Source organism: Streptomyces morookaense (assembly GCF_013030945.1).
Classification (GTDB): Bacteria; Actinomycetota; Actinomycetes; order Streptomycetales; family Streptomycetaceae; genus Streptomyces; species Streptomyces morookaensis.
Map to the genome: position 1 here is coordinate 18,190 of NZ_JABBXF010000025.1, position 18,974 is coordinate 37,163.

Annotated in this window: 21 protein-coding genes; 13 read left to right on the forward strand and 8 right to left on the reverse strand. The window is 70.4% G+C overall.

The window, feature by feature from the left end:
• Nucleotides 1-22 precede the first annotated feature (22 nt).
• The 4 genes from HG542_RS12415 (at nucleotide 23) to HG542_RS12430 (ending at nucleotide 4,769) form a co-directional block, all read left to right on the forward strand.
• Nucleotides 23-1,120, forward strand: a complete 1,098-nt coding sequence (locus HG542_RS12415) for a TFIIB-type zinc ribbon-containing protein (RefSeq protein WP_218039027.1) — start codon at nucleotides 23-25, stop codon at nucleotides 1,118-1,120.
• Nucleotides 1,121-1,296: 176 nt separating this feature from the next.
• Nucleotides 1,297-2,706, forward strand: a complete 1,410-nt coding sequence (locus tag HG542_RS12420; RefSeq protein ID WP_171080620.1) for a family 2B encapsulin nanocompartment shell protein — start codon at nucleotides 1,297-1,299, stop codon at nucleotides 2,704-2,706.
• Nucleotides 2,707-2,723: 17 nt separating this feature from the next.
• Nucleotides 2,724-3,890 carry a family 2 encapsulin nanocompartment cargo protein terpene cyclase gene (locus tag HG542_RS12425; protein ID WP_171080622.1) on the forward strand — a complete coding sequence of 389 codons (1,167 nt, stop codon included), beginning with the start codon at nucleotides 2,724-2,726 and terminating at the stop codon, nucleotides 3,888-3,890.
• Nucleotides 3,891-3,917: 27 nt separating this feature from the next.
• A complete protein-coding gene (locus HG542_RS12430) occupies nucleotides 3,918-4,769 on the forward strand; it encodes a geranyl diphosphate 2-C-methyltransferase (protein WP_171080624.1) in 852 nt (283 codons plus the stop codon).
• On the opposite strand, the gene HG542_RS12435 is transcribed toward HG542_RS12430, so the two are convergent.
• Entirely contained in the window at nucleotides 4,770-5,270 is a 501-nt protein-coding gene (locus HG542_RS12435) for a peptidoglycan recognition protein family protein (protein ID WP_171080626.1), read from the reverse strand.
• A 345-nt stretch (nucleotides 5,271-5,615) separates the two neighbouring features.
• Here HG542_RS12435 and HG542_RS12440 point away from each other — a divergent pair, with 345 nt between their 5' ends.
• Together HG542_RS12440 and HG542_RS12445 are read left to right on the forward strand one after the other, a co-directional pair.
• The gene (locus HG542_RS12440; protein ID WP_171080628.1) at nucleotides 5,616-6,521 is read left to right on the forward strand and encodes a hypothetical protein; all 906 of its coding nucleotides are present in this window, start codon (nucleotides 5,616-5,618) and stop codon (nucleotides 6,519-6,521) included.
• On the forward strand, nucleotides 6,518-6,733 hold the full coding sequence (locus HG542_RS12445) for a hypothetical protein (protein ID WP_171080585.1): 216 nt from the start codon (nucleotides 6,518-6,520) through the stop codon (nucleotides 6,731-6,733). Before HG542_RS12440 ends, HG542_RS12445 begins: the two co-directional genes overlap by 4 nt.
• A gap of 137 nt (nucleotides 6,734-6,870) precedes the next feature.
• Here the strand turns inward: HG542_RS12445 and HG542_RS12450 are convergent, their stop codons facing one another.
• Both HG542_RS12450 and HG542_RS12455 read right to left on the reverse strand, forming a co-directional pair.
• Complete coding sequence (locus tag HG542_RS12450; RefSeq protein WP_229922694.1) at nucleotides 6,871-7,059, reverse strand: hypothetical protein; 189 nt, start codon at nucleotides 7,057-7,059, stop codon at nucleotides 6,871-6,873.
• Nucleotides 7,060-7,178: 119 nt separating this feature from the next.
• Nucleotides 7,179-7,907, reverse strand: coding sequence for a GntR family transcriptional regulator (locus tag HG542_RS12455; RefSeq protein ID WP_171080632.1), 729 nt, complete (start codon nucleotides 7,905-7,907; stop codon nucleotides 7,179-7,181).
• A gap of 58 nt (nucleotides 7,908-7,965) precedes the next feature.
• Between HG542_RS12455 and HG542_RS12460 the strand changes: the two genes are divergently transcribed.
• On the forward strand, nucleotides 7,966-8,781 hold the full coding sequence (locus tag HG542_RS12460; protein ID WP_171080634.1) for a class I SAM-dependent methyltransferase: 816 nt from the start codon (nucleotides 7,966-7,968) through the stop codon (nucleotides 8,779-8,781).
• 10 nt (nucleotides 8,782-8,791) lie between these two features.
• Here HG542_RS12460 and HG542_RS12465 read toward each other — a convergent pair whose 3' ends face one another.
• Nucleotides 8,792-9,304, reverse strand: coding sequence for a PadR family transcriptional regulator (locus tag HG542_RS12465; RefSeq protein ID WP_171080636.1), 513 nt, complete (start codon nucleotides 9,302-9,304; stop codon nucleotides 8,792-8,794).
• Between the two features lie 64 nt (nucleotides 9,305-9,368).
• On the opposite strand from HG542_RS12465, the gene HG542_RS12470 reads away from it, so the two are divergent.
• From HG542_RS12470 to HG542_RS12480, 3 genes are all read left to right on the forward strand, one after another.
• Nucleotides 9,369-10,019 (forward strand): cysteine hydrolase family protein, encoded by a 651-nt coding sequence (locus tag HG542_RS12470; RefSeq protein WP_171080638.1) that lies wholly within the window; start codon nucleotides 9,369-9,371, stop codon nucleotides 10,017-10,019.
• A 114-nt stretch (nucleotides 10,020-10,133) separates the two neighbouring features.
• A complete protein-coding gene (locus tag HG542_RS12475) occupies nucleotides 10,134-10,985 on the forward strand; it encodes a lipase family protein (protein ID WP_171080640.1) in 852 nt (283 codons plus the stop codon).
• 53 nt (nucleotides 10,986-11,038) lie between these two features.
• A complete protein-coding gene (locus HG542_RS12480; protein ID WP_171080642.1) occupies nucleotides 11,039-11,767 on the forward strand; it encodes a DUF4097 family beta strand repeat-containing protein in 729 nt (242 codons plus the stop codon).
• A gap of 3 nt (nucleotides 11,768-11,770) precedes the next feature.
• Here HG542_RS12480 and HG542_RS12485 read toward each other — a convergent pair whose 3' ends face one another.
• Nucleotides 11,771-12,754 carry a GNAT family N-acetyltransferase gene (locus HG542_RS12485; protein WP_171080644.1) on the reverse strand — a complete coding sequence of 328 codons (984 nt, stop codon included), beginning with the start codon at nucleotides 12,752-12,754 and terminating at the stop codon, nucleotides 11,771-11,773.
• Nucleotides 12,755-13,011: 257 nt separating this feature from the next.
• Between HG542_RS12485 and HG542_RS12490 the strand changes: the two genes are divergently transcribed.
• Nucleotides 13,012-14,184 (forward strand): acyltransferase family protein, encoded by a 1,173-nt coding sequence (locus HG542_RS12490; protein WP_171080646.1) that lies wholly within the window; start codon nucleotides 13,012-13,014, stop codon nucleotides 14,182-14,184.
• 35 nt (nucleotides 14,185-14,219) lie between these two features.
• On the opposite strand, the gene HG542_RS12495 is transcribed toward HG542_RS12490, so the two are convergent.
• Complete coding sequence (locus HG542_RS12495) at nucleotides 14,220-14,474, reverse strand: hypothetical protein (RefSeq protein WP_171080648.1); 255 nt, start codon at nucleotides 14,472-14,474, stop codon at nucleotides 14,220-14,222.
• Nucleotides 14,475-14,594: 120 nt separating this feature from the next.
• On the opposite strand from HG542_RS12495, the gene HG542_RS12500 reads away from it, so the two are divergent.
• Together HG542_RS12500 and HG542_RS12505 are read left to right on the forward strand one after the other, a co-directional pair.
• Complete coding sequence (locus HG542_RS12500; RefSeq protein WP_171080650.1) at nucleotides 14,595-14,963, forward strand: arsenate reductase family protein; 369 nt, start codon at nucleotides 14,595-14,597, stop codon at nucleotides 14,961-14,963.
• Between the two features lie 78 nt (nucleotides 14,964-15,041).
• Nucleotides 15,042-16,916 (forward strand): glycoside hydrolase family 15 protein, encoded by a 1,875-nt coding sequence (locus HG542_RS12505; protein WP_171080652.1) that lies wholly within the window; start codon nucleotides 15,042-15,044, stop codon nucleotides 16,914-16,916.
• A gap of 4 nt (nucleotides 16,917-16,920) precedes the next feature.
• Here the strand turns inward: HG542_RS12505 and HG542_RS12510 are convergent, their stop codons facing one another.
• Both HG542_RS12510 and HG542_RS12515 read right to left on the reverse strand, forming a co-directional pair.
• Nucleotides 16,921-17,460, reverse strand: coding sequence for a hypothetical protein (locus HG542_RS12510; RefSeq protein ID WP_171080654.1), 540 nt, complete (start codon nucleotides 17,458-17,460; stop codon nucleotides 16,921-16,923).
• Nucleotides 17,457-18,890, reverse strand: a complete 1,434-nt coding sequence (locus HG542_RS12515) for an ATP-binding protein (protein WP_227725165.1) — start codon at nucleotides 18,888-18,890, stop codon at nucleotides 17,457-17,459. Before HG542_RS12515 ends, HG542_RS12510 begins: the two co-directional genes overlap by 4 nt.
• Between the last annotated feature and the right edge of the window lie 84 nt (nucleotides 18,891-18,974).

Genomic DNA, 18,974 nt, shown 5'->3' on the forward strand with positions numbered 1-18,974 from the left:
ACCGCCAGGATCCCGTGACCTCATGAACTACCAGCCACAGCAGCCGTATCCGCAGCCTTATCAGCAACAGCCGTACCAACAGCAGCCCCACCAGTCCTACGCCTGCCCCGCCTGCGGCTCCACCGCCGAGTACGCCCCCGGCACCCACTCCCTCCGCTGCCCCCACTGCCGCTTCGAGCAGCCCATCACCCCCGTCAACCGCGAGGTGCGCGAGCACGCCTGGGAGGAGCTGGCGACCCTGCCGGTCAGGCCCCGGGCGGCCGGCGGGCAGATTCTGCGGTGCCCCGGCTGCGGTGCGTCCAACGAGACCGACGACCTCTCCGGGCGCTGCCAGTTCTGCGCCACCCCCATGGTCGCCTCGGCCGCCGCCGACCGGATCGTGCCCGAGGGCGTGGTCCCGTTCCGGGTGGACAAGCAGGATGTGCACGACAACCTGGGCAAGTGGGCCCGTTCCCGCTGGTTCGCGCCGAACAGCCTGAAGAAGGTGAACACGGCGGAGACCCTGCAGGGGACGTACGTGCCGCACTGGACGTACGACGCCGCCACCGCCTCCTCGTACAGCGGCGAGCGCGGCGAGGAGTACACCGTCGGGATCGGCGACAACAAGGAGACCAAGGTCCGCTGGTACTCGGTCCAGGGCACGGTCCACCGGTTCTTCGACGACGTCCTCGTCCCCGGTGCCGGACAGGTCCCGGCCAACCGGCTGGAGGCGCTGGAGCCCTGGTCGCTGAAGCAGGCGGTGCCGTACCAGGAGGCGTACCTGGCCGGTTTCCGGTCCCTGCGGTACGACGTCGAGCCGGAGGCCGGTTTCCAGCGCGCCCAGGAGAAGATGGCCGAGGTCATCAAGAAGGACGTCGAGAAGGACATCGGCGGTGACCGGCAGCGGGTGCACGCGGTCAACACCAACTACGGTGCGGTGACGTACAAGTTGCTGCTGCTGCCGGTGTGGTTCGCGTCGTACGTCTACAACGGCAAGCAGTGGGACGTCATGGTGAACGCCGACACCGGCGAGATCACGGGTGACCGCCCCTACAGCCCCTGGAAGATCGCGTTCGCGGTCACCCTGCTGGTGGTGCTGGTGACGCTCGCGGTCGTGCTGAGCCGGCACCACCACCACTGAGGGCACCCTGCCGGGGCCACCGGCGGGTGGCTGAAAAACATCGGCCCCCATCCAGCCATCTCGACCAACATCATCAAGCGCTGCTTCACTTGCGCGGCGGAGCTCCCTCCGGGCCGGACCGGCCCGTTCCGGGGGCTCCTTCTTGATGCATACGCCCAGATGGAAGGAAACCGGGGATGTCGCAGCCGGAGCAGCCCCACCACATAGCAGGCCGGGCCCAGCTCAGCCTGGGGATCGACGCCGCGCGGAACCTGGCGACCACCACCAAGACCGTGCCGCAGATGCAGGGCCTCAGCTCGCGGTGGCTGCTGCGGATGCTGCCCTGGGTGGAGGTCAAGGGCGGTACATACCGGGTCAACCGGCGGCTGGTGTACGAGGTCGGCGACGGGCGCGTGACGTTCGTCCAGGAAGGGGCCTCCGTCAAGGTCGTCCCCGCCGAGCTGGGCGAACTGCCGCTGCTGCGCGGGTTCGAGGACACGGACGTGCTGCAGGCGCTGGCCGCGCGGTGCGAGCAGCGTGAGTACGAATCCGGCCAGGTGATCGCCGAGCACGGCGGTCCCGTCGACCGCGTCCACCTGATCGCGCGCGGCAAGGTCGAGAAGCTCGCCGCCGGGCGGTACGGCGAGGCGGGGCGGCGCGGTGTGCTGGCCGACGGCGGGTTCTTCGGCGGGCAGGCGGTGGCCGACGAGCCGGGCACGTGGGCGTTCACGGCGCGCGCGATGACGGCGTGCACGGTCCTCACGCTGACCCGTGCCGCGTACGAGGAGATCGCCGGCCGCAACGAGGGGCTGCGGGACCACGTCCGGCGGCGCCAGGCCGAGCAGGCGCGGCCGCAGAACAGGAAGGGCGAGGCGGCCATCGACCTCGCCTCCGGGCACCGCGGCGAGCCGGTGCTGCCGGGCACGTTCGTCGACTACGAACTCCGGCCGCGCGAGTACGAGCTGAGCGTCGCGCAGACCATCCTCCGCGTCCACAGCCGGGTCGCGGACCTCTACAACGACCCGATGGACCAGGTCGAGCAGCAGCTCCGCCTGACCATCGAGGCGCTGCGCGAGCGGCAGGAGTCCGAACTCGTCAACAACCCCGAGTTCGGGCTGCTGCACAACGCCGACTACAGCCAGCGCATCTCCACCCACTCCGGCCCGCCCACCCCGGACGACATGGACGAGTTGCTCAGCATGCGGCGCGGGACCAAGGCCTTCTTCGCGCACCCCAAGGCCGTCGCCGCCTTCGGCCGCGAATGCAACAAGCGGGGGCTGGCGTTCGACACCGCCGAGGTCGGCGGGCACTCCGTGCCGGCCTGGCGCGGCGTGCCCATCCTCCCCTGCGGCAAGCTCCCGGTCTCGGAGCAGGGCACCACCTCGATCCTCGCGATGCGGCTGGGCGAGGCCGAACAGGGCGTGGTCGGCCTGCGCCAGACCGGGATACCCGACGAGTACGAGCCCGGCCTCAACGTCCGCTTCATGGGCATCAACGAGCAGGCGATCATCTCCTACCTGGTCAGCACCTACTACTCGGCGGCGGTTCTCGTGCCCGATGCGCTCGGCGTTCTGGAGAACGTCGAGGTCTACGGCGCATCGGCCTGAAGGCCCGAGGAGCAACCGTGTCCCTGCTGACCCGCATGACCGCCCCCGCGGCCCGTCACGACGTGGCGCGGCTCGTGGCCACCCTGCTCGCCGGCCCGCCGCAGCCGGACGTCCGCCGGAAGGGCTTCGCCCTGCCCACCGGGCCGACGGGGCTGGGCACTTCGGCCGCCCGTATCACGCCGCCCCGGGACAAGGCCGCCGGAGCCGCGGCCACCGTCCCCGACCTCCACTGCCCGCCCGCGCTGCGCGACGACCCGGCCCTCGCCGAGGAGGTCAACGCCCGCCTGGTGGCGTGGGCCGAGGAGATCGGCCTGTACGCCGGCCGGCTCGACCGCGTCCGCGCGGCCGACTTCGGGCGCCTGATGATGCTGGCCCACCCCGACACCGACGAGCCGGACCGGCTGCTGGCAGCGGGCAAGTGCGCGCTGGCGGAGTGGGCCACGGACGACTACTACTGCGACGACGAGACGATGGGCTCCGCACCGGCCCTGCTCGGCGCGCAGCTCGGGGTCGCGTACGCGGCCGTCGACCCCGCCCACCCGCCGCTCCGTCACGCCCCCGCGGTGGAACGGGCCATGCAGGACGACCCGGTGCGGGTCGCGCTGCGCTCCGGCTTCGCGCATCTGGCCCGGTACGCGGACGCGTCCCAACTGGCCCGGCTGCACCACGAGGTGGCCGTGTTGTTCGTGGGCTACGGGCAGGAGGGTTCCTGGCGCTCCCAGGGCCGGATGCCCGCGGTCTGGGAGTACCTGGCGCACCGCCAGATCAACAGCTTCCTCCCGTGCATCGCGATGACCGACGCGGTGGGCGGCTACGCGCTGCCCCACGCCGAGTACGCGGATCCGCGGGTGCGCCGCGCCGTGACCATGGCCTCCACGGCCGCCACGCTCGTCAACGACCTGTACTCGATGGCCAAGGAACACCGCTCGGAGAGCGTGGAGTTCAACCTGCCGACCGTCATCGCCGCGGAGGAGCGCTGCTCGCCGCGCGAGGCGGTCGAGCGCAGCGTGGCCGTCCACGACGAGCTGGTGCGCACCTTCGAGGCGGAGGCGGCGGCCCTGTCGCTCACCGGCTCGCCGCAGTTGCGCCGGTTCCTCGCCGGGGTGTGGGCCTGGCTCGGCGGCAACCGCGCCTGGCACAGCGGCAGTCCGCGCTACGCCGCCGCCTCCCCCTCGACTTCCTGACACCCGCACACCGCAAGGAGCTTCACCATGACGACCACCCCTGCCCCCGTCCTGCGCACCGCGTACCAGCAGTCGGTCGCCGACTACTGGAACAAGGAGAAGGACCCGGTCAACCTGCGCCTCGGCGACGTCGACGGCCTCTACCACCACCACTACGGCATCGGCGACTACGACCCCTCCGTCCTGGAGGGCCCGGAGGACACCCGCGACGAGCGCATCATCGCCGAACTCCACCGGCTGGAATCGGCCCAGGCCGACGTCCTCCTCGACCACCTCGGCGACGTACAGCCGGCCGACCGCCTCCTCGACGCCGGCTGCGGCCGGGGCGGCACCAGCATCATGGCCAACGCCCGCTTCGGCTGCCAGGTCGACGGCGTCTCCATCTCCCAGGCCCAGGTCGACTTCGCCAACGACCAGGCCCGCAAGCGCGGCGTCGACGACAGCGTCCGCTACCACTTCCGCAACATGCTCGACACCGGCTTCCCGACGGGCGCGTTCCGCAGCATCTGGAACAACGAGTCCACGATGTACGTGGACCTGTTCGCCCTCTTCGCCGAGCACGCCCGCCAGTTGCAGTTCGGTGGCCGCTACGTCGTCATCACGGGCTGCTACAACGACGTGACCGGCGGCCGCTCCAAGGCCGTCAGCCGCATCGACGAGCACTACACGTGCAACATCCACCCGCGCAGCGCCTACTTCAAGGCCATGGCCGCCAACGGCCTCGTCCCGATGAACGTCGTGGACCTCACGGCCGCGACGATCCCCTACTGGGAGCTGCGGGCGCAGTCCTCCCTCGCCACCGGCGTGGAGGACCCGTTCCTGACCGCGTACAAGGAAGGCAGCTTCCACTACCTGCTGATCGCGGCGGACCGGATCTGATCAGCCCCCGGTGAGCTCACCGGCCAGGGCGATGATGCGGGGGCGCTGCGCTTTGCGCAGCGCCCCCGGGCAGTCGGGGTGATTGCACCAGGCCACGCCTCCCGCGCCGTGATAGGTGAACCCCTTCTCAGTGGTGGAGTCCACCACCTGGAGGGGCCAGCCGAACGTCTCGCGCCCCCAGGCGTACACCTTCGCAACGCCTTCGACCTGCGCGTCGGTCAACGGCTCCGTCGGATACCCCTCCGTCTCCACCGAGGCGTAATAGGCATTCCCCTTGCCTTGAGCCCAGGCCCGGTCGGTGCCGGTTTCCACGAACTGCTCGATCACGCCGTGCTTGGAGACCCAGAAGTCCGACGAGGCCTGGGATTTCTCGATGTTGAACCAGTCGTAGGGCGAGTTGTCGCCCAACTGCACGTGCAGGACGAGCCCGCGATGCTCGACAACTCCTCCCTGCGAATGATTACGAACGGGGCGCCAAGCGGCGCCCGGCATGCGCGCCATGGCTCCTCCGGTTCGCGGTCACATCCGTATGTCGATCACCCTGCCCCTTGCTCAGTGGCTCACAGGTCGCGTGTCACCGCATTGCGAGCGGGGCAAATGGGCGATGCGGCGCCCCCGGGCCACCGTGCGGCCTTGCACAGTGAACAGCTGGTCTCGCTGAGTCGTCGTCCGGTAGCATGAGCGCATCTGGCTTGCGGAGAGTCGGAGGGCGGCATGTTCCCTACGGGCACGGCACCTTGGGGCGCTGCACATGGGTGTAGTTCACCCAGCTCCGCGCAGAAATCGTTCGTGGGCTCACAAGGTATGTGACCTGAAGTGCCAGCCGTGTGGCACCGAGGAATCAGCATGCCCAAAAACAGCAAGACGATCGCCCGCGCTCGAATGCAGTACCTCGGCGAACCCCGGGAAGCCGCGCTGGCTGCCGTTCCGCGAGACAAATCTCTCGGTCTGGACACCTGCTCTCCGGGGCAACGTCGGCTTCGCGCTTTGTTGGCACTCGGCCTGTTCAACCGTTCTGCCTCTTGGCCACCTCGCCAAGCTGCCGCCGCGTGGGGGCTTCACACCCTCGTCGCGTACGACATCATCGCCTCACCTCGATACAACCGGCTCGTCCTCATCACTGACGTGCCGCATAACGTGGCTCCATACTTGCTCCCCAGCCGCGACGGCGGCAGCTCTCTTCCGGGCCTTCGACTCGAAGAGTTCCGCGGGCACCGCACCTACATTGCGCGCCATCTGCCCACCGGTGCTCAACTCGTCATCACGGGAAACCCTTCCGGCACCTGGGCCGGGGAACCGCGCCCGTCCCCGCGCTGGGACTTCTATGGCGTTGGCCAGCCCCTCACATCGCCGGAGCAGGCACAGCTGGAGCAGCTGTCGACAATGAGCGATGAAGCCGAGCTCCTGCTGGCAGGGCTCACCTCTCGTATCGCGGCACAGGACGCTGACGGCAACTGGGCGATCGGCAACTGGTTCTCCGATCCGCTGATGCGTCCCGGCTGGCTCAGCGATGGGAGCGAGGATCGATACGAGAAGGAACTGTACGGCTCCGGGTCGCAGTGGACGTTCCGGTGGAACGGCTTCCCCTATGTGGAAGACGTGGCAGCCTCACTGACGGCTCCCCTGGTCGGCATCCGGGGCGCCGTGGCCCTCGATCGTGGCAACCACCTAGAAGTTCGAGTGGGTGGCACGACACTGAGTCTCCGCGGCCGGCGGGCAGCCGAGCAGCGAGAGCCCGAGGTCACTTCGTGAGCTGGGACGACGTGACGCTGCTCATTCTCGCCTCTTTCGGCTGCCTTACGCTCCTGCTCACCCAGGTCGGCGAAGTACTGTCAAAGCTCCCGCAGATCATCCGCGCATGGCAGGAGGTGCAGCGGGTTCTGCGGTCCGGGCCGGACCTTCCTTCCGCAGAACCCGCGGCGCTGGATTCCGGCGACCAAGGTGGCGACCCATCGCCTGAGTAGCAGTACAAATACAAGCCAAGGCATGCATCGGCCGTGCTCTTCCCTCTTGAGAAGATCACGGCCGATATGGGCCAACCCGTCAGCAGGCAGCTGTCAGAAGCTTGGGCGCCGCCGGAGCCAAGCCGACGGCAGACCCGTCATTCTGCGGCTCGGCAGCGACTTCCCGCCGGAACCGCATGGCGCTTGTCAATCGCCTGCTCGAGCCGAATGGCCAGTGACTCCATCTCGTCCGGCGTAAGGATCAACAGCGTTCGCTCGGCCGTGCCGTCCCGATGATGGATGTCGATCGGGACGGCCGTCTGCTGTGCACGCCGGTCGTAGGTCATGTCACGTTTGACCGGGGTGGCATGGGAGATCAAAGGAACGCCCTCCAATGACGTGTGACGATGTGGCCTGCGCCACATCATCACACTGGACCGGTAAACCGGTCCAGTCAAGCCATTCGTCAACTCGGCGCACTCATCGGATAGTTGTCGACGCGTTCCCACAGCTCCGGCGGGGTCACCCCCTCCTCGCACACCAGCGCCAACCCGGCGCGGTCGTAAGCAACATGCAGGTCCACGGCCACGGCCAGCGGGCATTCGCGTCCGAGCTCCACAGCCTCGGCAGCGGTTGCAAGCCGTACCGTTGCCGTATCGGCGCCCCGAACGGGGGCACGGCCGGTCTCGCGAGTGACGTAGTGGGTGGTCCCCTCTGCGATCGGTCCGGCCTGCTCCAGCTTCGGGCAGCGGTCGGCGATGTCCGGCGGGAACCAGGCGCTCACCAGAGACAGCGGTGAACCGTCGTCCAGCAGCATCATGCGGTCTCGGCGCAGAGCGGATTCACCGGGCCCAAGACCCAGCGCCTCAACGACGTGCGCAGGTGGGACCTCCCTGGCCGGAGTGCCCAGTCGGCGAAAGGGCCTCCCGTCCGACACCCGGGTGCGCTCGGCCCTGCGTCCGCCCGCCGGCCGGGCAACCGGCATCTCCGTGACACGAAAGCCCAGCCCCTGCCGCGCCACCACCACACCGTCAGCACGTAGGACATCGAACGCCTTGTTGACCGTTGCCCGCGAGACGCCCCACTGCTCGCACAAGTCCCTGCCCGACGGAAGGAGATCACCCGGGGCGAACTCCCCTTCGGTGATACGTCGCCGCAGCGAGTCCGCGATCTGCTCATACTTCAACATCGGCATGGCTCAACACTCCAGTTCCTCTGGACAGGTTGACCGGTCAAGGTAGAGCATCCCCCACATGACCACCCCTCCCCCCGTGGACCCCGAGATCATCGGCTTCTACACGGAGACGTTCGACGAGGCCACGCGTCTGACCGCCACGGCCGACGGCGTGCTGGAGATGGTCCGCACGCAGGAACTTCTTCGCCGCCACCTCCCACCGGCACCAGCCCGCATTCTCGACGTGGGCGGTGGACCCGGTGCTCACGCGCGGTGGCTCGCGGAGGACGGCTACCAGGTGCACCTCGTCGACCCGGTGGCACGGCACGTCGAGCAGGCCCGGCACGCCGGCTGCACCACCGAACTCGGCGACGCCCGCAAGCTCACAGCTGCCGACGACTCCTATGACGCAGTCCTGCTTCTCGGCCCGCTCTACCACCTCCTCGACCGCGGCGACCGACTGCAAGCCCTGGCCGAGGCCCGGCGCGTTGCGCGGCCCGGCAGCCCCGTCGCCGCTGCCGCCATCAGCCGGTACGCCTCCCTCTTCGAGCACACCGCGACCACGTGGCTGGAACGCGACCGCGTGCACGACGCCGTGCACGACATCCTTGCCGACGGCCGCCACGAGCCCGGCCGTAAAGGCTTCACCGCTGCGTACTTCCACACCGCGGGCGGACTCGTCGAAGAACTGCGCTCCGCCGGGTTCGACCACACAGAGGTGTACGGCATCGAGGGCCCCACCTGGGCCCTGCTGAAGGCCACCGAGCAGCACACTGGGACCTCGCTGATCGGATCGCCCATGTTCCGCGCGGCGTTGGCGGCCGCACGGGCCGCCGAGCCGTACCCGGATCTGCTGGCCGCCGGATCCCACTTGCTCGCCGTCGCTCGCGCGTAACCCCACCCGGCTACCCCAACACCTCCCGCAGCCAGGCCCGCTCCGCCGCGCTGCTCGCGCGGGCGACGACGAGCATGCCGCGGCGGTACGGATCGTCCGTGTCCTCCGCGCGCACCGGGCGGTCGCCGTCGTAGAAGAAGCTCGCCGGCCGCTCCAGGAAGTCGAGCCGACGGCGCAGCACCGCGTGCCGGTCCGTGGCATCGGGGAGTTGTGAGAGGAATGCCAGGATCGTGAAGAACCGGGTGCCGTCACTGATGTCGTGATCGGTCGGCTCCCGCAGGCGGCGGAGGAGTTCCGTGCGGCCCGCGTCGGTCAGCTCCAGGCTGTTGCGCTGGGCAGCGGAGGCGCCCGGCTCGGTTCTCCGATCCAGGAGGCCCGCCTTGGCCAGGCGGTTGATCGCCGGGTAGAGGCTGCCGTCGCTGACCGGGCGGGCATGGCCGCTCAGTTGCGCGATCCGTCGGCGCAACTCGTAACCGTGCAGCGGCCCTTCGGCCAGAAAACCGAGTATCGCAAGCTCCAGCATCCTGTTATGGTCCCACATCGATTCGAGGTACCTCGAATCGAGTGCCGAAGTATGGGAGAGCACCATGACGACCTACACCGAGGAGTGGGTGACCGCGCAGGCCCGGTCCGCCTATGCGCATGGGCAGGCATCGTTCACCGTCCGCCCCGAACGGACCGCGCTGCTGGTCATCGACATGCAGGACGAGTTCGTCCGCCCGGGCTGGAGCCCGTACTGGGTGCCGGCCGCGACACGGATGGCGCCCCGGCTGCGCACGCTCGTCGAGCAGTGCCGGGCGATATCGGTTCCGGTCGTCTGGACCGTCTTCGACGACACCCACCTCGGGCTCGACCGGCCGTACGCGCTGCAGCACCTCCCGCACGCCGGCACCGGGTGGCGGCGGCCCGGTCCCGCGGGCGTCTGGGAGCCGATGGGCCGGCGGAGCGACGAAGTCCTCATCCGCAAGCCCTCCTACGGGGCCTTCTACGACACGCCCCTCGACACGATCCTGCGCAACCTCGGCCGGGACACGGTCGTCGTCACGGGGACGCTCACCAACTACTGCTGCGGCACCACCGCCCGGCAGGCCTACGAGCGCGGGTACCGCGTCGTCTTCGGATCCGACGTCACCGCCACCGACGACGAGTCCCGCCAGGAGCCCGAACTCGCCGTACTGCGGAAGGGGTTCGCGCTCGTGCTGAGCGCCGACGAGATCGCGCAGCGGCTCACCGTCTGAGGCCGGATCCGCCCGCCCCGGGCCGCTGTTCCCTGGACGGTTGTCCGGCCGTCGCCCCAGACTGCCGGACGGATCGTTCACGTTGGGACCACGGTGACACCCGAGGAGCCGCGCATGTCCGCGCCCGTGCCCGTCTTCGATCACAGTGCCACCGCGTACAGCCCGCGTCTCGCCTACGCGATGGCACTGGCCTCCCGGCTCGCCTACGAGGCCGAGGCCGACATCGAGCGGCAGGCCGCCGCGTGGGGGTTCGAGCGTGTGCGGCATCACTGCACGCGGTTCACCCCGCCCTTTCCCCTGGAGGACACCCAGGCGTTCACCATGGCCGGCGACCGGATGATCGTCACGGCGTTCAGGGGGACGGAGCCGCGGAAGCTGCGCGACTGGCTCTCGGATGTCGAGGGGGTGCCCTGGCCGGGGCCGGGCGGGTTGGGGTATGTGCACTTCGGGTTCGGGGAGGCGCTTCATTCCATATTCGCCGTTGTCCAGGGCGCCCTGGCCGAGTTGCGCGACAAGCAGCAGACGGTGTGGCTGACCGGGCACAGTCTCGGCGGGGCCCTCGCCATGCTGGCCGGGTGCCGGCTGCACTTCGAGGAGCCGTATCTCACCGCGGACGGCATCTACACCTTCGGGCAGCCGCGGACCTGCGACCGTGCGCTCGCCGACGCGCACGACAAGGCGTTCGCCGGGCGCATGTACCGGTTCGTCAACGACAAGGACGTCGTACCGCACCTGCCGCCCGAGCCCCTCTACTGGCATGCGCAGGCTCTGCGGCACATCGACGCCGTGGGCGCGGTGCGGGAATCGGTGGGGCTGCTCGGGGGGTTCGGGGAGCGCATGGAGCACTTGGGGCATGTCGCGAAAGACATGTGGGACGGTGCCGGAGACGCCTTTCGCGATCACGGCGTCGCCAAGTACGTCGCCGCGCTGGAGAGGCTCCTCGTCCAAGGCGGGCCCGGCGCCTAGGATTTCCGGATTGCCTCCGTACCAGGAAGGAGGCTCGACCCGGGGGAATTTCCATGCGCGCGCGTCTTCGTCTGTTCACCGCTCTCGTGACGACCGGCATCGCCGTCGGCGGACTCGGCGCGTGCGGGATGCTGAGGAAGAACTTCGAGGACGACACCACCCTGTCCCAGAAGATCACCGCGGTGCGGCTGGACAGCGGGTCCGGCGGAGTCACCCTGCGCGGCGTCGACGGCGCCGCCGACGTGCGCCTGCACCGCTACGTCGAGTACGGCGGGGACCGCCCGGACGCGGCCACGCATCGCGTCGAGAACGGTGTCCTGGTGCTCGGCGGCTGCGGCAACGAGTGTTCGGTGGCCTACACGGTCGACCTGCCGGCGGGCATACCCGTGACCGGTGAGACCTCCAGCGGCGCGGTGAAGCTCTCCAGGACGGGCGCGGTGCACGTGGCGACCGCCTCCGGTGCCATCGACCTGGACGACATCAACGGCTCCGTCGAGATGCGGTCCGGCAGTGGCGCGATCACCGGTCACGGGCTCACGGGCGGGCCCGTGAAGGCCGAGACCTCCAGCGGGGCCGTCGACCTCGCCGTGTCCTCGCCCCAGGACGTCCGGGCGGAGACCGGCAGCGGCGCCGTCACGGTCGCCGTGCCCGACGGGTCGTACCAGATCGTCACCAGGACCGGCAGCGGCGGCCAGGACATCGCCCTCTCCAACGACCCGGCCGGCAAGCACCGGCTCGACCTGACCACCGGCAGCGGCGCCATCACCCTCAAGCGCTCCTGAGGCTCAGTCCAGCGCACGCGCGTACGTCACGTACGTCCGCTCCACCGCGAAGCCCATCCGTTCGTAGAGCCCCAGCGCCCCGGTCGGGTTGGCGGTGTCGACGACGAGTTCCGCCCTGGCGTAGCCGCGGCGCGCGGCCTCGGTGAGGGTGTGCGTCAGCAGGGTGTGCGCCGCGCCGCGGCCCCGGTGGGCCGGGCGGGTGCCCAGGTGGCCGATGGTGCAGGAGCGGCGTCCGGTGGCCGCTCCGTCGGCCACGTACTCGTCGGCGAGGAGGTACGCCGCCACCTGCCCCTCCGCGTCGAGCAGGAGGGCGGAGAGCCCAGGGCGGAACGAGCGGGCGCCCGTGATCCAGGTGTCCCAGTCGGTGCGGTCCATCCCGGTGTGGTTCCAGTGGTCGCGGAAGGCCTCGTTGTGCGCGGTGCGGGTCGCTTCGTCGTAGGTCTCGTCGAAGGGCACCAGGCGCAGCCCGGACGGTACGGGCTGCGCCGTGCGGGGGCCGTACCGAAGCTCGTTCGCCATGCCGAACCAGTGGCGGCAGGGCGCGAAGCCTGCGCCGGCGGCCAGCGCCGCCAGGCCCTCGTTCGTGTCCGCCCCGTCGATCAGCAGCTCGCCCGGCACGCGCGCGTGGCGCTCCGCCCGCAGCGCCCCGGCGCGGGCCCGCATCCAGGCGAGCAGCTGTGTGCCGATCCCGCGGTGGCGCCAGGCGGGATGGACGGCGGCCGCGCCGGTGAAGCGGGCGATCTCGCGTACGTGGTCCGGCTCGTACACCATCGCGTACGCCACCAGCCGCCCGCCTGCGCCTTCGCCCTGTCGCAACCCCACCGCGTTCCTCGCCAAGTCGAGCTTGGGATCGGTCAGTTCGTCCAGAATATCCGCCTCGTCGGCGTGCATGCCGGTCCTGTCGGTGCGTTCGACCGCTTCGCGCAGCACCGCGAGAGCCTGGGCGTCTGCCATGGTGAGCGGCCGGAGCGAGCGCGTGACATCCATGAAAAAACGGTACATAAGGGAGGGTGACGCGTCGAAGGCATTTTCGGGCCGCGTGCCGCAGCCGCCACTCTCGGTGTTGCGATCCTCACGCATCCCGCCGCTTCTCCAAGGGTCGGTAAAACCGCGGCAGCTGATAGAAAAGGTCATCGCCGGTACGGCTGACCGCAGCAGCCACGCCCGGCACAGCAGACCGCCGCGGTTCTCACCGAAGGAAGACACATGCCTGCCATACATCCGCGCACAGCGGACGTTCCGCAGTGAGCCTCATAGCCCGGCCCAGCGCCACCACCGCCACCGCTGCCACCACCGCTCCCGCCGCCCCCGGGGCGCCCGCCGGCAGTGCGCCCGCCCCCCGGCAGACGCGGCTGGACTCGCTCACCGGACTGCGGTGGTTCGCGGCACTGCTGATCTTCTGCTACCACTTCGCCTACGACCAGTCCGTGGGCACGCCCAAGCACCTCGGCAGGCTCAGAGACGTCACCTTCGCCGGGCCTTCGGCGGTCTCCTTCTTCTTCGTCCTCTCGGGCTTCGTCCTCGCCTGGTCGGCGCGGCCGAACGACACGGTGACCGGCTTCTGGCGGCGCCGCTTCGCCCGGATCTACCCCAGCCACGCGGTGACCTTCTGCGTCGCGGCGCTGATGCTGCTGTGGATGGGACAGAAGCTCAACCCCGCCATCGCACTGGGCAATCTGACACTCACCCAGGCATGGGTCCCGAACCGGACCGACTGGTGGTTCGGCTTCAACGGCGTCTCGTGGTCGCTGAGCTGCGAGTTCCTCTTCTACTTCACGTTCCCCTTCCTGGTGCGGCCCATCCGGCGGCTGCCGGTCCGCGGCCTGTGGGCCGTCGTCGCCCTGGGGAATCTGTTCGTCGTGGTCTACCCGGCGTTCATGAACGACATCGCGCACGCCACCGGCTGGAACCCGAAGTACTTCCTCTACATGCTGCCCGCCACGCGGCTGCCCGAGTTCGCCGTCGGCATCGCCCTCGCCCTGCTGGTGAAGAACGGCGCCTGGCGCGGCCCGGGCGTGGTGGTGAGCGTCACACTGTCCGTGACGGCGATCTTCGCCGTGGTGCACCTGCTGCCCTACGAGTACCGCTGGGGCGCCGCCACGGTGATCCCGTACACGCTCACCATCGCGGCGGTCGCGCGGGCCGATGCGCGCGGGGAGGAATCCCCGTTCCGGCACCGGGTGCTCGTGTATCTCGGTGAAGTCTCCTTCGCCTTCTATCTCGTGCACGAGATGGTCATCTACAGCACCGGCTACTTCCTCAAACAGCACCACCTCGCCCTCAGCATGACCGTGCAGGCGGGGCTGGTCATGGCCATTGCCCTGGCGGGAGCGGTCGTCCTCCACGAGTACGTGGAGAAACCGGGCGTGAAGCTGCTCACCGGCAAGCGGCGGAAGCCGAAGCCGGCCGTGGGATGAGTGCCGGGGGCCCGGCCCCCGGCACCCGCCGGCGCTCAGTTCGCGAACTGGATCAGCACCCGCACCAGGCGGCACGTCGTGTCCGACGGCTGGTGCACGCCGATCCGCTCCGCCGTCGCGCGGATCTTCCGGTTCGTCGCCTGCTCCGGCCGGTACACCCCGGAGTGCAGCAGCGCTATCGCCAGGCGCATCGCCTTCAGCTGCCGGTTGTGCGCCTCGTACCAGGCCCGCGGGCGGCCCGCGGGCATCTTCTGCTTGGGAAGGGTGTCGAACGTCGTGGCTGCGCCCATCGAAATCCCCCTGTGAGTGGTCGTACAGCCTCTCTCAACTCCCTCCATTTTACTGCCGACCACTGACAAACGCCCCTGGTCAGACCGCATTTGACAGTCCCCCGCGGTACCGTGTGCGGCATGGAGATCTGGATCAACCCCGCCTGTTCGAAGTGCCGCAGCGCGCTCACACTGCTCGACGCCGAGGGTGCCGGCTACACCGTCCGCCACTACCTGGAGGACGTGCCCTCGGAGGACGAGATCCGCACCGTCCTCGGCCGGCTCGGCCTGGAGCCGTGGGACATCACGCGCACCCAGGAGGCCGACGCCAAGGAGCTCGGTCTCGAGGACTGGCCGCGGGACGAGGAGGCGCGCGACCGGTGGATCGCCGCCCTCTCCGCGCACCCCAGGCTCATCCAGCGGCCGATCATCACGGCCGACGACGGCTCCGCGGTCGTCGGCCGCACCGAGGAGGCCGTCCGGGAAGCCATGGCCAGGGCTGACGGCTGACCTGCGCCGGACGGCGCATACAGCGGTATAACGGGTGGTGTGGCATATCCCGCGACAAAGCGGGAGGGAGCGGCACCCATGAAGCACGCACTCGACGCACAGCGCATCGGCGACACCCGCGGCTACCTGCCGATCGAGGACCACGGGATCATCGGTGACCTGCACACCGTGGCCCTCGTGGGGGTCGACGGCACGATCGACTGGTGCTGTCTGCCGCGGTTCGACTCCCCCGCCGTCTTCGGCTCGCTGCTCGACGCCCGGATCGGCGGATCGTTCTCCGTGAAGGTCCGCGAGGTCGAGCGGACCAAGCAGATGTACATGCCCGACTCGAACGTGCTGCTCACCCGGTTCCTGGCGCAGCACGCCGTGGCCGAGCTGTACGACTTCATGGTGCCCGACCACCCGTCGTGCCCGGCCTCCGGTGCGCGGCAGATCATCCGCCAGGTGCGGGTGCTGCGCGGGCGGGCCACGGTCGAGGTGTGCTGCCGGCCCGCCTTCGACTACGCCCGCGCCCCGCACACGGTGCGCCTGGTGGAGGGCGCGGGAGCGGTCTTCACCAGCTCCGCCGGGACGCTGGTGCTGCGCTCGTCCGTACCGTTGCAGGCCGAGGGCGATGCCGTGCACGCGACGGTGACCCTGGAGCCCGGCGAGTCGCTGGGGCTCGCCGCCCAGTGGGGCGAGCCGGGCGACGGCACGCTGCGCCCCCTCGACTGCCCCGATGCCACCCAGCTGCTGTACAAGACCCTGCAGTACTGGGACGGCTGGCTGCGGCAGTCCAACTACCAGGGCCGCTACCGCGAGACGGTCGAGCGCTCGGCCCTCGCGCTCAAGCTGCTCGTCTACCAGCCCACCGGTGCCCTCGTCGCCGCCGCGACCACCTCGCTGCCGGAGTCCCCGGGCGGCGGCCGCAACTGGGACTACCGCTACACCTGGATCCGCGACGCCGCCTTCACCCTCTACGCCCTGATGCGCCTGGGCTTCACCGAGGAGGCCGCCGCCTTCATCGACTGGCTGCACCAGCGCTGTGTGCAGGCGCCCCCGGGCACCGGGCTCCAGGTGCTCTACGGCATCGACGGGCGGCCCGACCTGCCCGAGTCGGTGCTGGAGCACCTGTGCGGCTACAACGGCGCCCGGCCCGTCCGCATCGGGAACGCCGCCGCCCAGCAGCTCCAACTCGACATCCACGGCGAGCTGATGGACTCGGTCTACCTCTACAACAAGCACGGGGAGCCGATCTCCTACGAGCTGTGGGAGGCCCTGGCCCGGCAGCTCGAATGGCTGGAGAAGCACTGGGAGGAGCCGGACGACGGCATCTGGGAGACCCGCGGCGGCCGGCAGCGCTTCACCTACTCGGCGCTGATGACCTGGGTCGCCTTCGAGCGGGCCATCCGCATCGCCCGCCACCGCGGCATGCCCGCGCCGGTCGAGCGGTGGCTCGACACCGCGGCCGCCGCCTACCGCTTCGTGCAGGACCAGTGCTGGACGCCGGAGCTCGGCGCCTACTGCCAGTACCCGGAGAGCGCCACGCTGGACGCCTCGCTGCTGGTGATGCCGCTGGTGAAGTTCGCCGGGCCCAAGGACCCGCGGTTCCTGTCGACGGTGCGCAGCGTCGAGGAGCAGCTCGTCAGCGACAGCCTGGTGCACCGCTACCGGACGGACGGCAGCGACGGACTGACCGGCAGCGAGGGCACGTTCAACCTGTGCTCGTTCTGGTACGTGGAGGCGCTGGCCCGTGCCGGGCGGGTCGGCGAGGCGCGCTACATCTTCGAGAAGATGATCACGCACGCCAACCATCTGGGGCTCTACGCCGAGGAGATCGGGCCGGCGGGCGAGGCGCTCGGCAACTTCCCGCAGGCGTTCACCCACCTCGCGCTGATCAGTGCCGCCACCAATCTGGACCGTGCCGTCGGCAGCCATCACGGGTCCGCCGCCCGCCAGTGGCACACGGGCTGAGCCGTCACCCGGCCGCGGGCAGCACGGGGAACGCGTTGCCGCTGTCGCTGCAGTGCAGCGTCCACGGCAGGCCGCCCGGCTCGTGCAACCGGACGTCGATCTCGGTGGGCGGACGGCCGCCTGGTACCGCGGAGTGGGCGGCGGTGCAGGCGATCTGGCTGACGGCGGCGGGCTGCAACTCCGCCACGGGGACGGGCAGATCGACGTCGACCGCGCCGGTGGCCGCGGCCGCGTGCAGCGGGCCGACGGTGTCCGGGACCTCGGTGATCAGGCCACGCGCCCGCTCCGCGGGGGTGGGCCCGGCGAGCAGCAGGTCCATGGCCCGCTGCGGGCCGGCCGGGGTCCGTTCGTGGCGGGAGACGGCCTGGATGCCGACCGGGGAGAGGAAGAAGATCCGGGCGGTGGTGTAGCCGCCGCCGGGTTCCCGGATGCCGGTCGCGGGCTCCCCGGCGCGGACGAGGCCGGTGGGGGCGATGCCGCAGCCCGGCAGGGTGCACACGGCGCCCAGGCACAGGGCGAGCAGGGCGCTGCTGCGTCCGGTCACGGCTCCTCCCGCAGCGGCAGGTCGACGGTGAACACGGCGCCGCCCTCCGGTCTGTTGGCCGCCCGCAGGGTTCCGCCGTGCAGGCGGACGTTCTCCATGGCGATGGCCAGGCCCAGCCCGCTGCCCTCGGAGCGGACGCGGGCGGCGTCGGCCTTGTAGAAGCGGTCGAAGACGTGCGGCAGGACCTCGGGGTCGATGCCGGGGCCGTTGTCGCGCACCTCGATCAGCAGGCGCCCGCCCGCCGCCCTCGCCGTCAGCCGGACCGGCGGGCCGCCGTGCCGCAGGGCGTTGCCGACGAGGTTGGCGACGACGACGTCGATGCGCCGCGGGTCGAACCGGGCCCGTACGCCCTCGGGCAGGTCCGCGGTCACCCGGTCCTGCCAGCCGCGGGCGCGGAGGGTCTCGCGGAGGGCGAGGGCGACATCGACCTCGTCCGGGTGGAGGGCGGCGGCTCCGGCGTCGAAGCGGGAGACCTCCATCAAGTCCTCGGTCAGGCGGGTGAGTTTGCGCGTCTCGCCGCTGATCAGCCGGACGGCGTCGGCGGTGTCGGACGGCAGCTGCGCGGCGTCCTCGTCGAGGACCTCGGTGACGGCGGACATCGCGGCGAGCGGGGTGCGCAGCTCGTGGGAGACGTCGGCGGCGAAGCGGCGGGAGTTGGCCTCCATGCGGCGCAGCCGGGCGTCGTCCTTCTCCAGGGCGGCGGCCATGGCGTTGAACGTGCGGGTGAGGTCGGCGAGTTCATCGGTGCCGGTCACCTTCAGACGGGTGTCGAGCGCACCGCCGGTGATCTTCTCGGCGGCCTGCCGCAGCTGCCGTACGGGCCGGAGCACGCGGCGGGCGGCGAACAGGGCGGGGACGACGGCCAGGGCCAGTGCGGGCACGGCCCCGGCCTGGGCGGCGGTGACCAGGGAGGCGATGTCGTCGCGCTCGTCGGCCAGCGAGAACTCCGCGTAGACGTCGAGTCCGGAGGCCTTGTGGCCGGTGCCGGTGAAGGTGACGGGCATGCCGATGGTCAGCCAGGGGGTGCCGTTCCGCTCGACGCGCTGGCAGAGCGGTTCGTTGCGGCTGCGCACCGCGTTGCGCAGGGTGTCGGTGACGACGCTGGGGTTGCCGGGCAGCCGTTCGGGGACGGCGGGGCCGTTGCCGTAGGCGGCGGAGGTGCGCCAGTTGCGGGAGCCGCCGGCGCGGTCGAGCTGGAGGGCGAAGTTCTGCAGGTCCTGCGGCCTGGGCGGGAAGGGCAGGGCGGGGGCGAGGGAGTCGATCTGGGTGCGCAGGTCGTGCACGGCGGTGGTCTGGGTGCGCTGGAGGATCGCCTCGCGGGCCTCGCGGAAGGTCAGGACGGCGGTGATCAGCGCGCTGAGGGCGGAGACGGCCAGGAAGGCGATCACCAGGCGGGTGCGCAGACTCTGGGAGAACGCACGGGGTCGCACAGTGGTCGATTCTGCTTCTCCGACCGAGGGGGCAGCCTTACGATTTCAGCCACTCAATGGCAAATTCCTCGTCATGTATTCGTA

Bases quoted from the DNA above. Each gene is read 5' to 3' on its own strand.
- HG542_RS12415 (WP_218039027.1), top strand. From the start codon at position 23: ATGAACTACCAGCCACAGCAGCCGTATCCGCAGCCTTATCAGCAACAG.
- HG542_RS12420 (WP_171080620.1), top strand. From the start codon at position 1,297: ATGTCGCAGCCGGAGCAGCCCCACCACATAGCAGGCCGGGCCCAGCTC.
- HG542_RS12430 (WP_171080624.1), top strand. From the start codon at position 3,918: ATGACGACCACCCCTGCCCCCGTCCTGCGCACCGCGTACCAGCAGTCG.
- HG542_RS12435 (WP_171080626.1), bottom strand. From the start codon at position 5,270: ATGGCGCGCATGCCGGGCGCCGCTTGGCGCCCCGTTCGTAATCATTCG.
- HG542_RS12440 (WP_171080628.1), top strand. From the start codon at position 5,616: ATGCCCAAAAACAGCAAGACGATCGCCCGCGCTCGAATGCAGTACCTC.
- HG542_RS12450 (WP_229922694.1), bottom strand. From the start codon at position 7,059: ATGACCTACGACCGGCGTGCACAGCAGACGGCCGTCCCGATCGACATC.
- HG542_RS12455 (WP_171080632.1), bottom strand. From the start codon at position 7,907: ATGCCGATGTTGAAGTATGAGCAGATCGCGGACTCGCTGCGGCGACGT.
- HG542_RS12460 (WP_171080634.1), top strand. From the start codon at position 7,966: ATGACCACCCCTCCCCCCGTGGACCCCGAGATCATCGGCTTCTACACG.
- HG542_RS12465 (WP_171080636.1), bottom strand. From the start codon at position 9,304: ATGCTGGAGCTTGCGATACTCGGTTTTCTGGCCGAAGGGCCGCTGCAC.
- HG542_RS12470 (WP_171080638.1), top strand. From the start codon at position 9,369: ATGACGACCTACACCGAGGAGTGGGTGACCGCGCAGGCCCGGTCCGCC.
- HG542_RS12475 (WP_171080640.1), top strand. From the start codon at position 10,134: ATGTCCGCGCCCGTGCCCGTCTTCGATCACAGTGCCACCGCGTACAGC.
- HG542_RS12480 (WP_171080642.1), top strand. From the start codon at position 11,039: ATGCGCGCGCGTCTTCGTCTGTTCACCGCTCTCGTGACGACCGGCATC.
- HG542_RS12485 (WP_171080644.1), bottom strand. From the start codon at position 12,754: ATGGATGTCACGCGCTCGCTCCGGCCGCTCACCATGGCAGACGCCCAG.
- HG542_RS12495 (WP_171080648.1), bottom strand. From the start codon at position 14,474: ATGGGCGCAGCCACGACGTTCGACACCCTTCCCAAGCAGAAGATGCCC.
- HG542_RS12500 (WP_171080650.1), top strand. From the start codon at position 14,595: ATGGAGATCTGGATCAACCCCGCCTGTTCGAAGTGCCGCAGCGCGCTC.
- HG542_RS12505 (WP_171080652.1), top strand. From the start codon at position 15,042: ATGAAGCACGCACTCGACGCACAGCGCATCGGCGACACCCGCGGCTAC.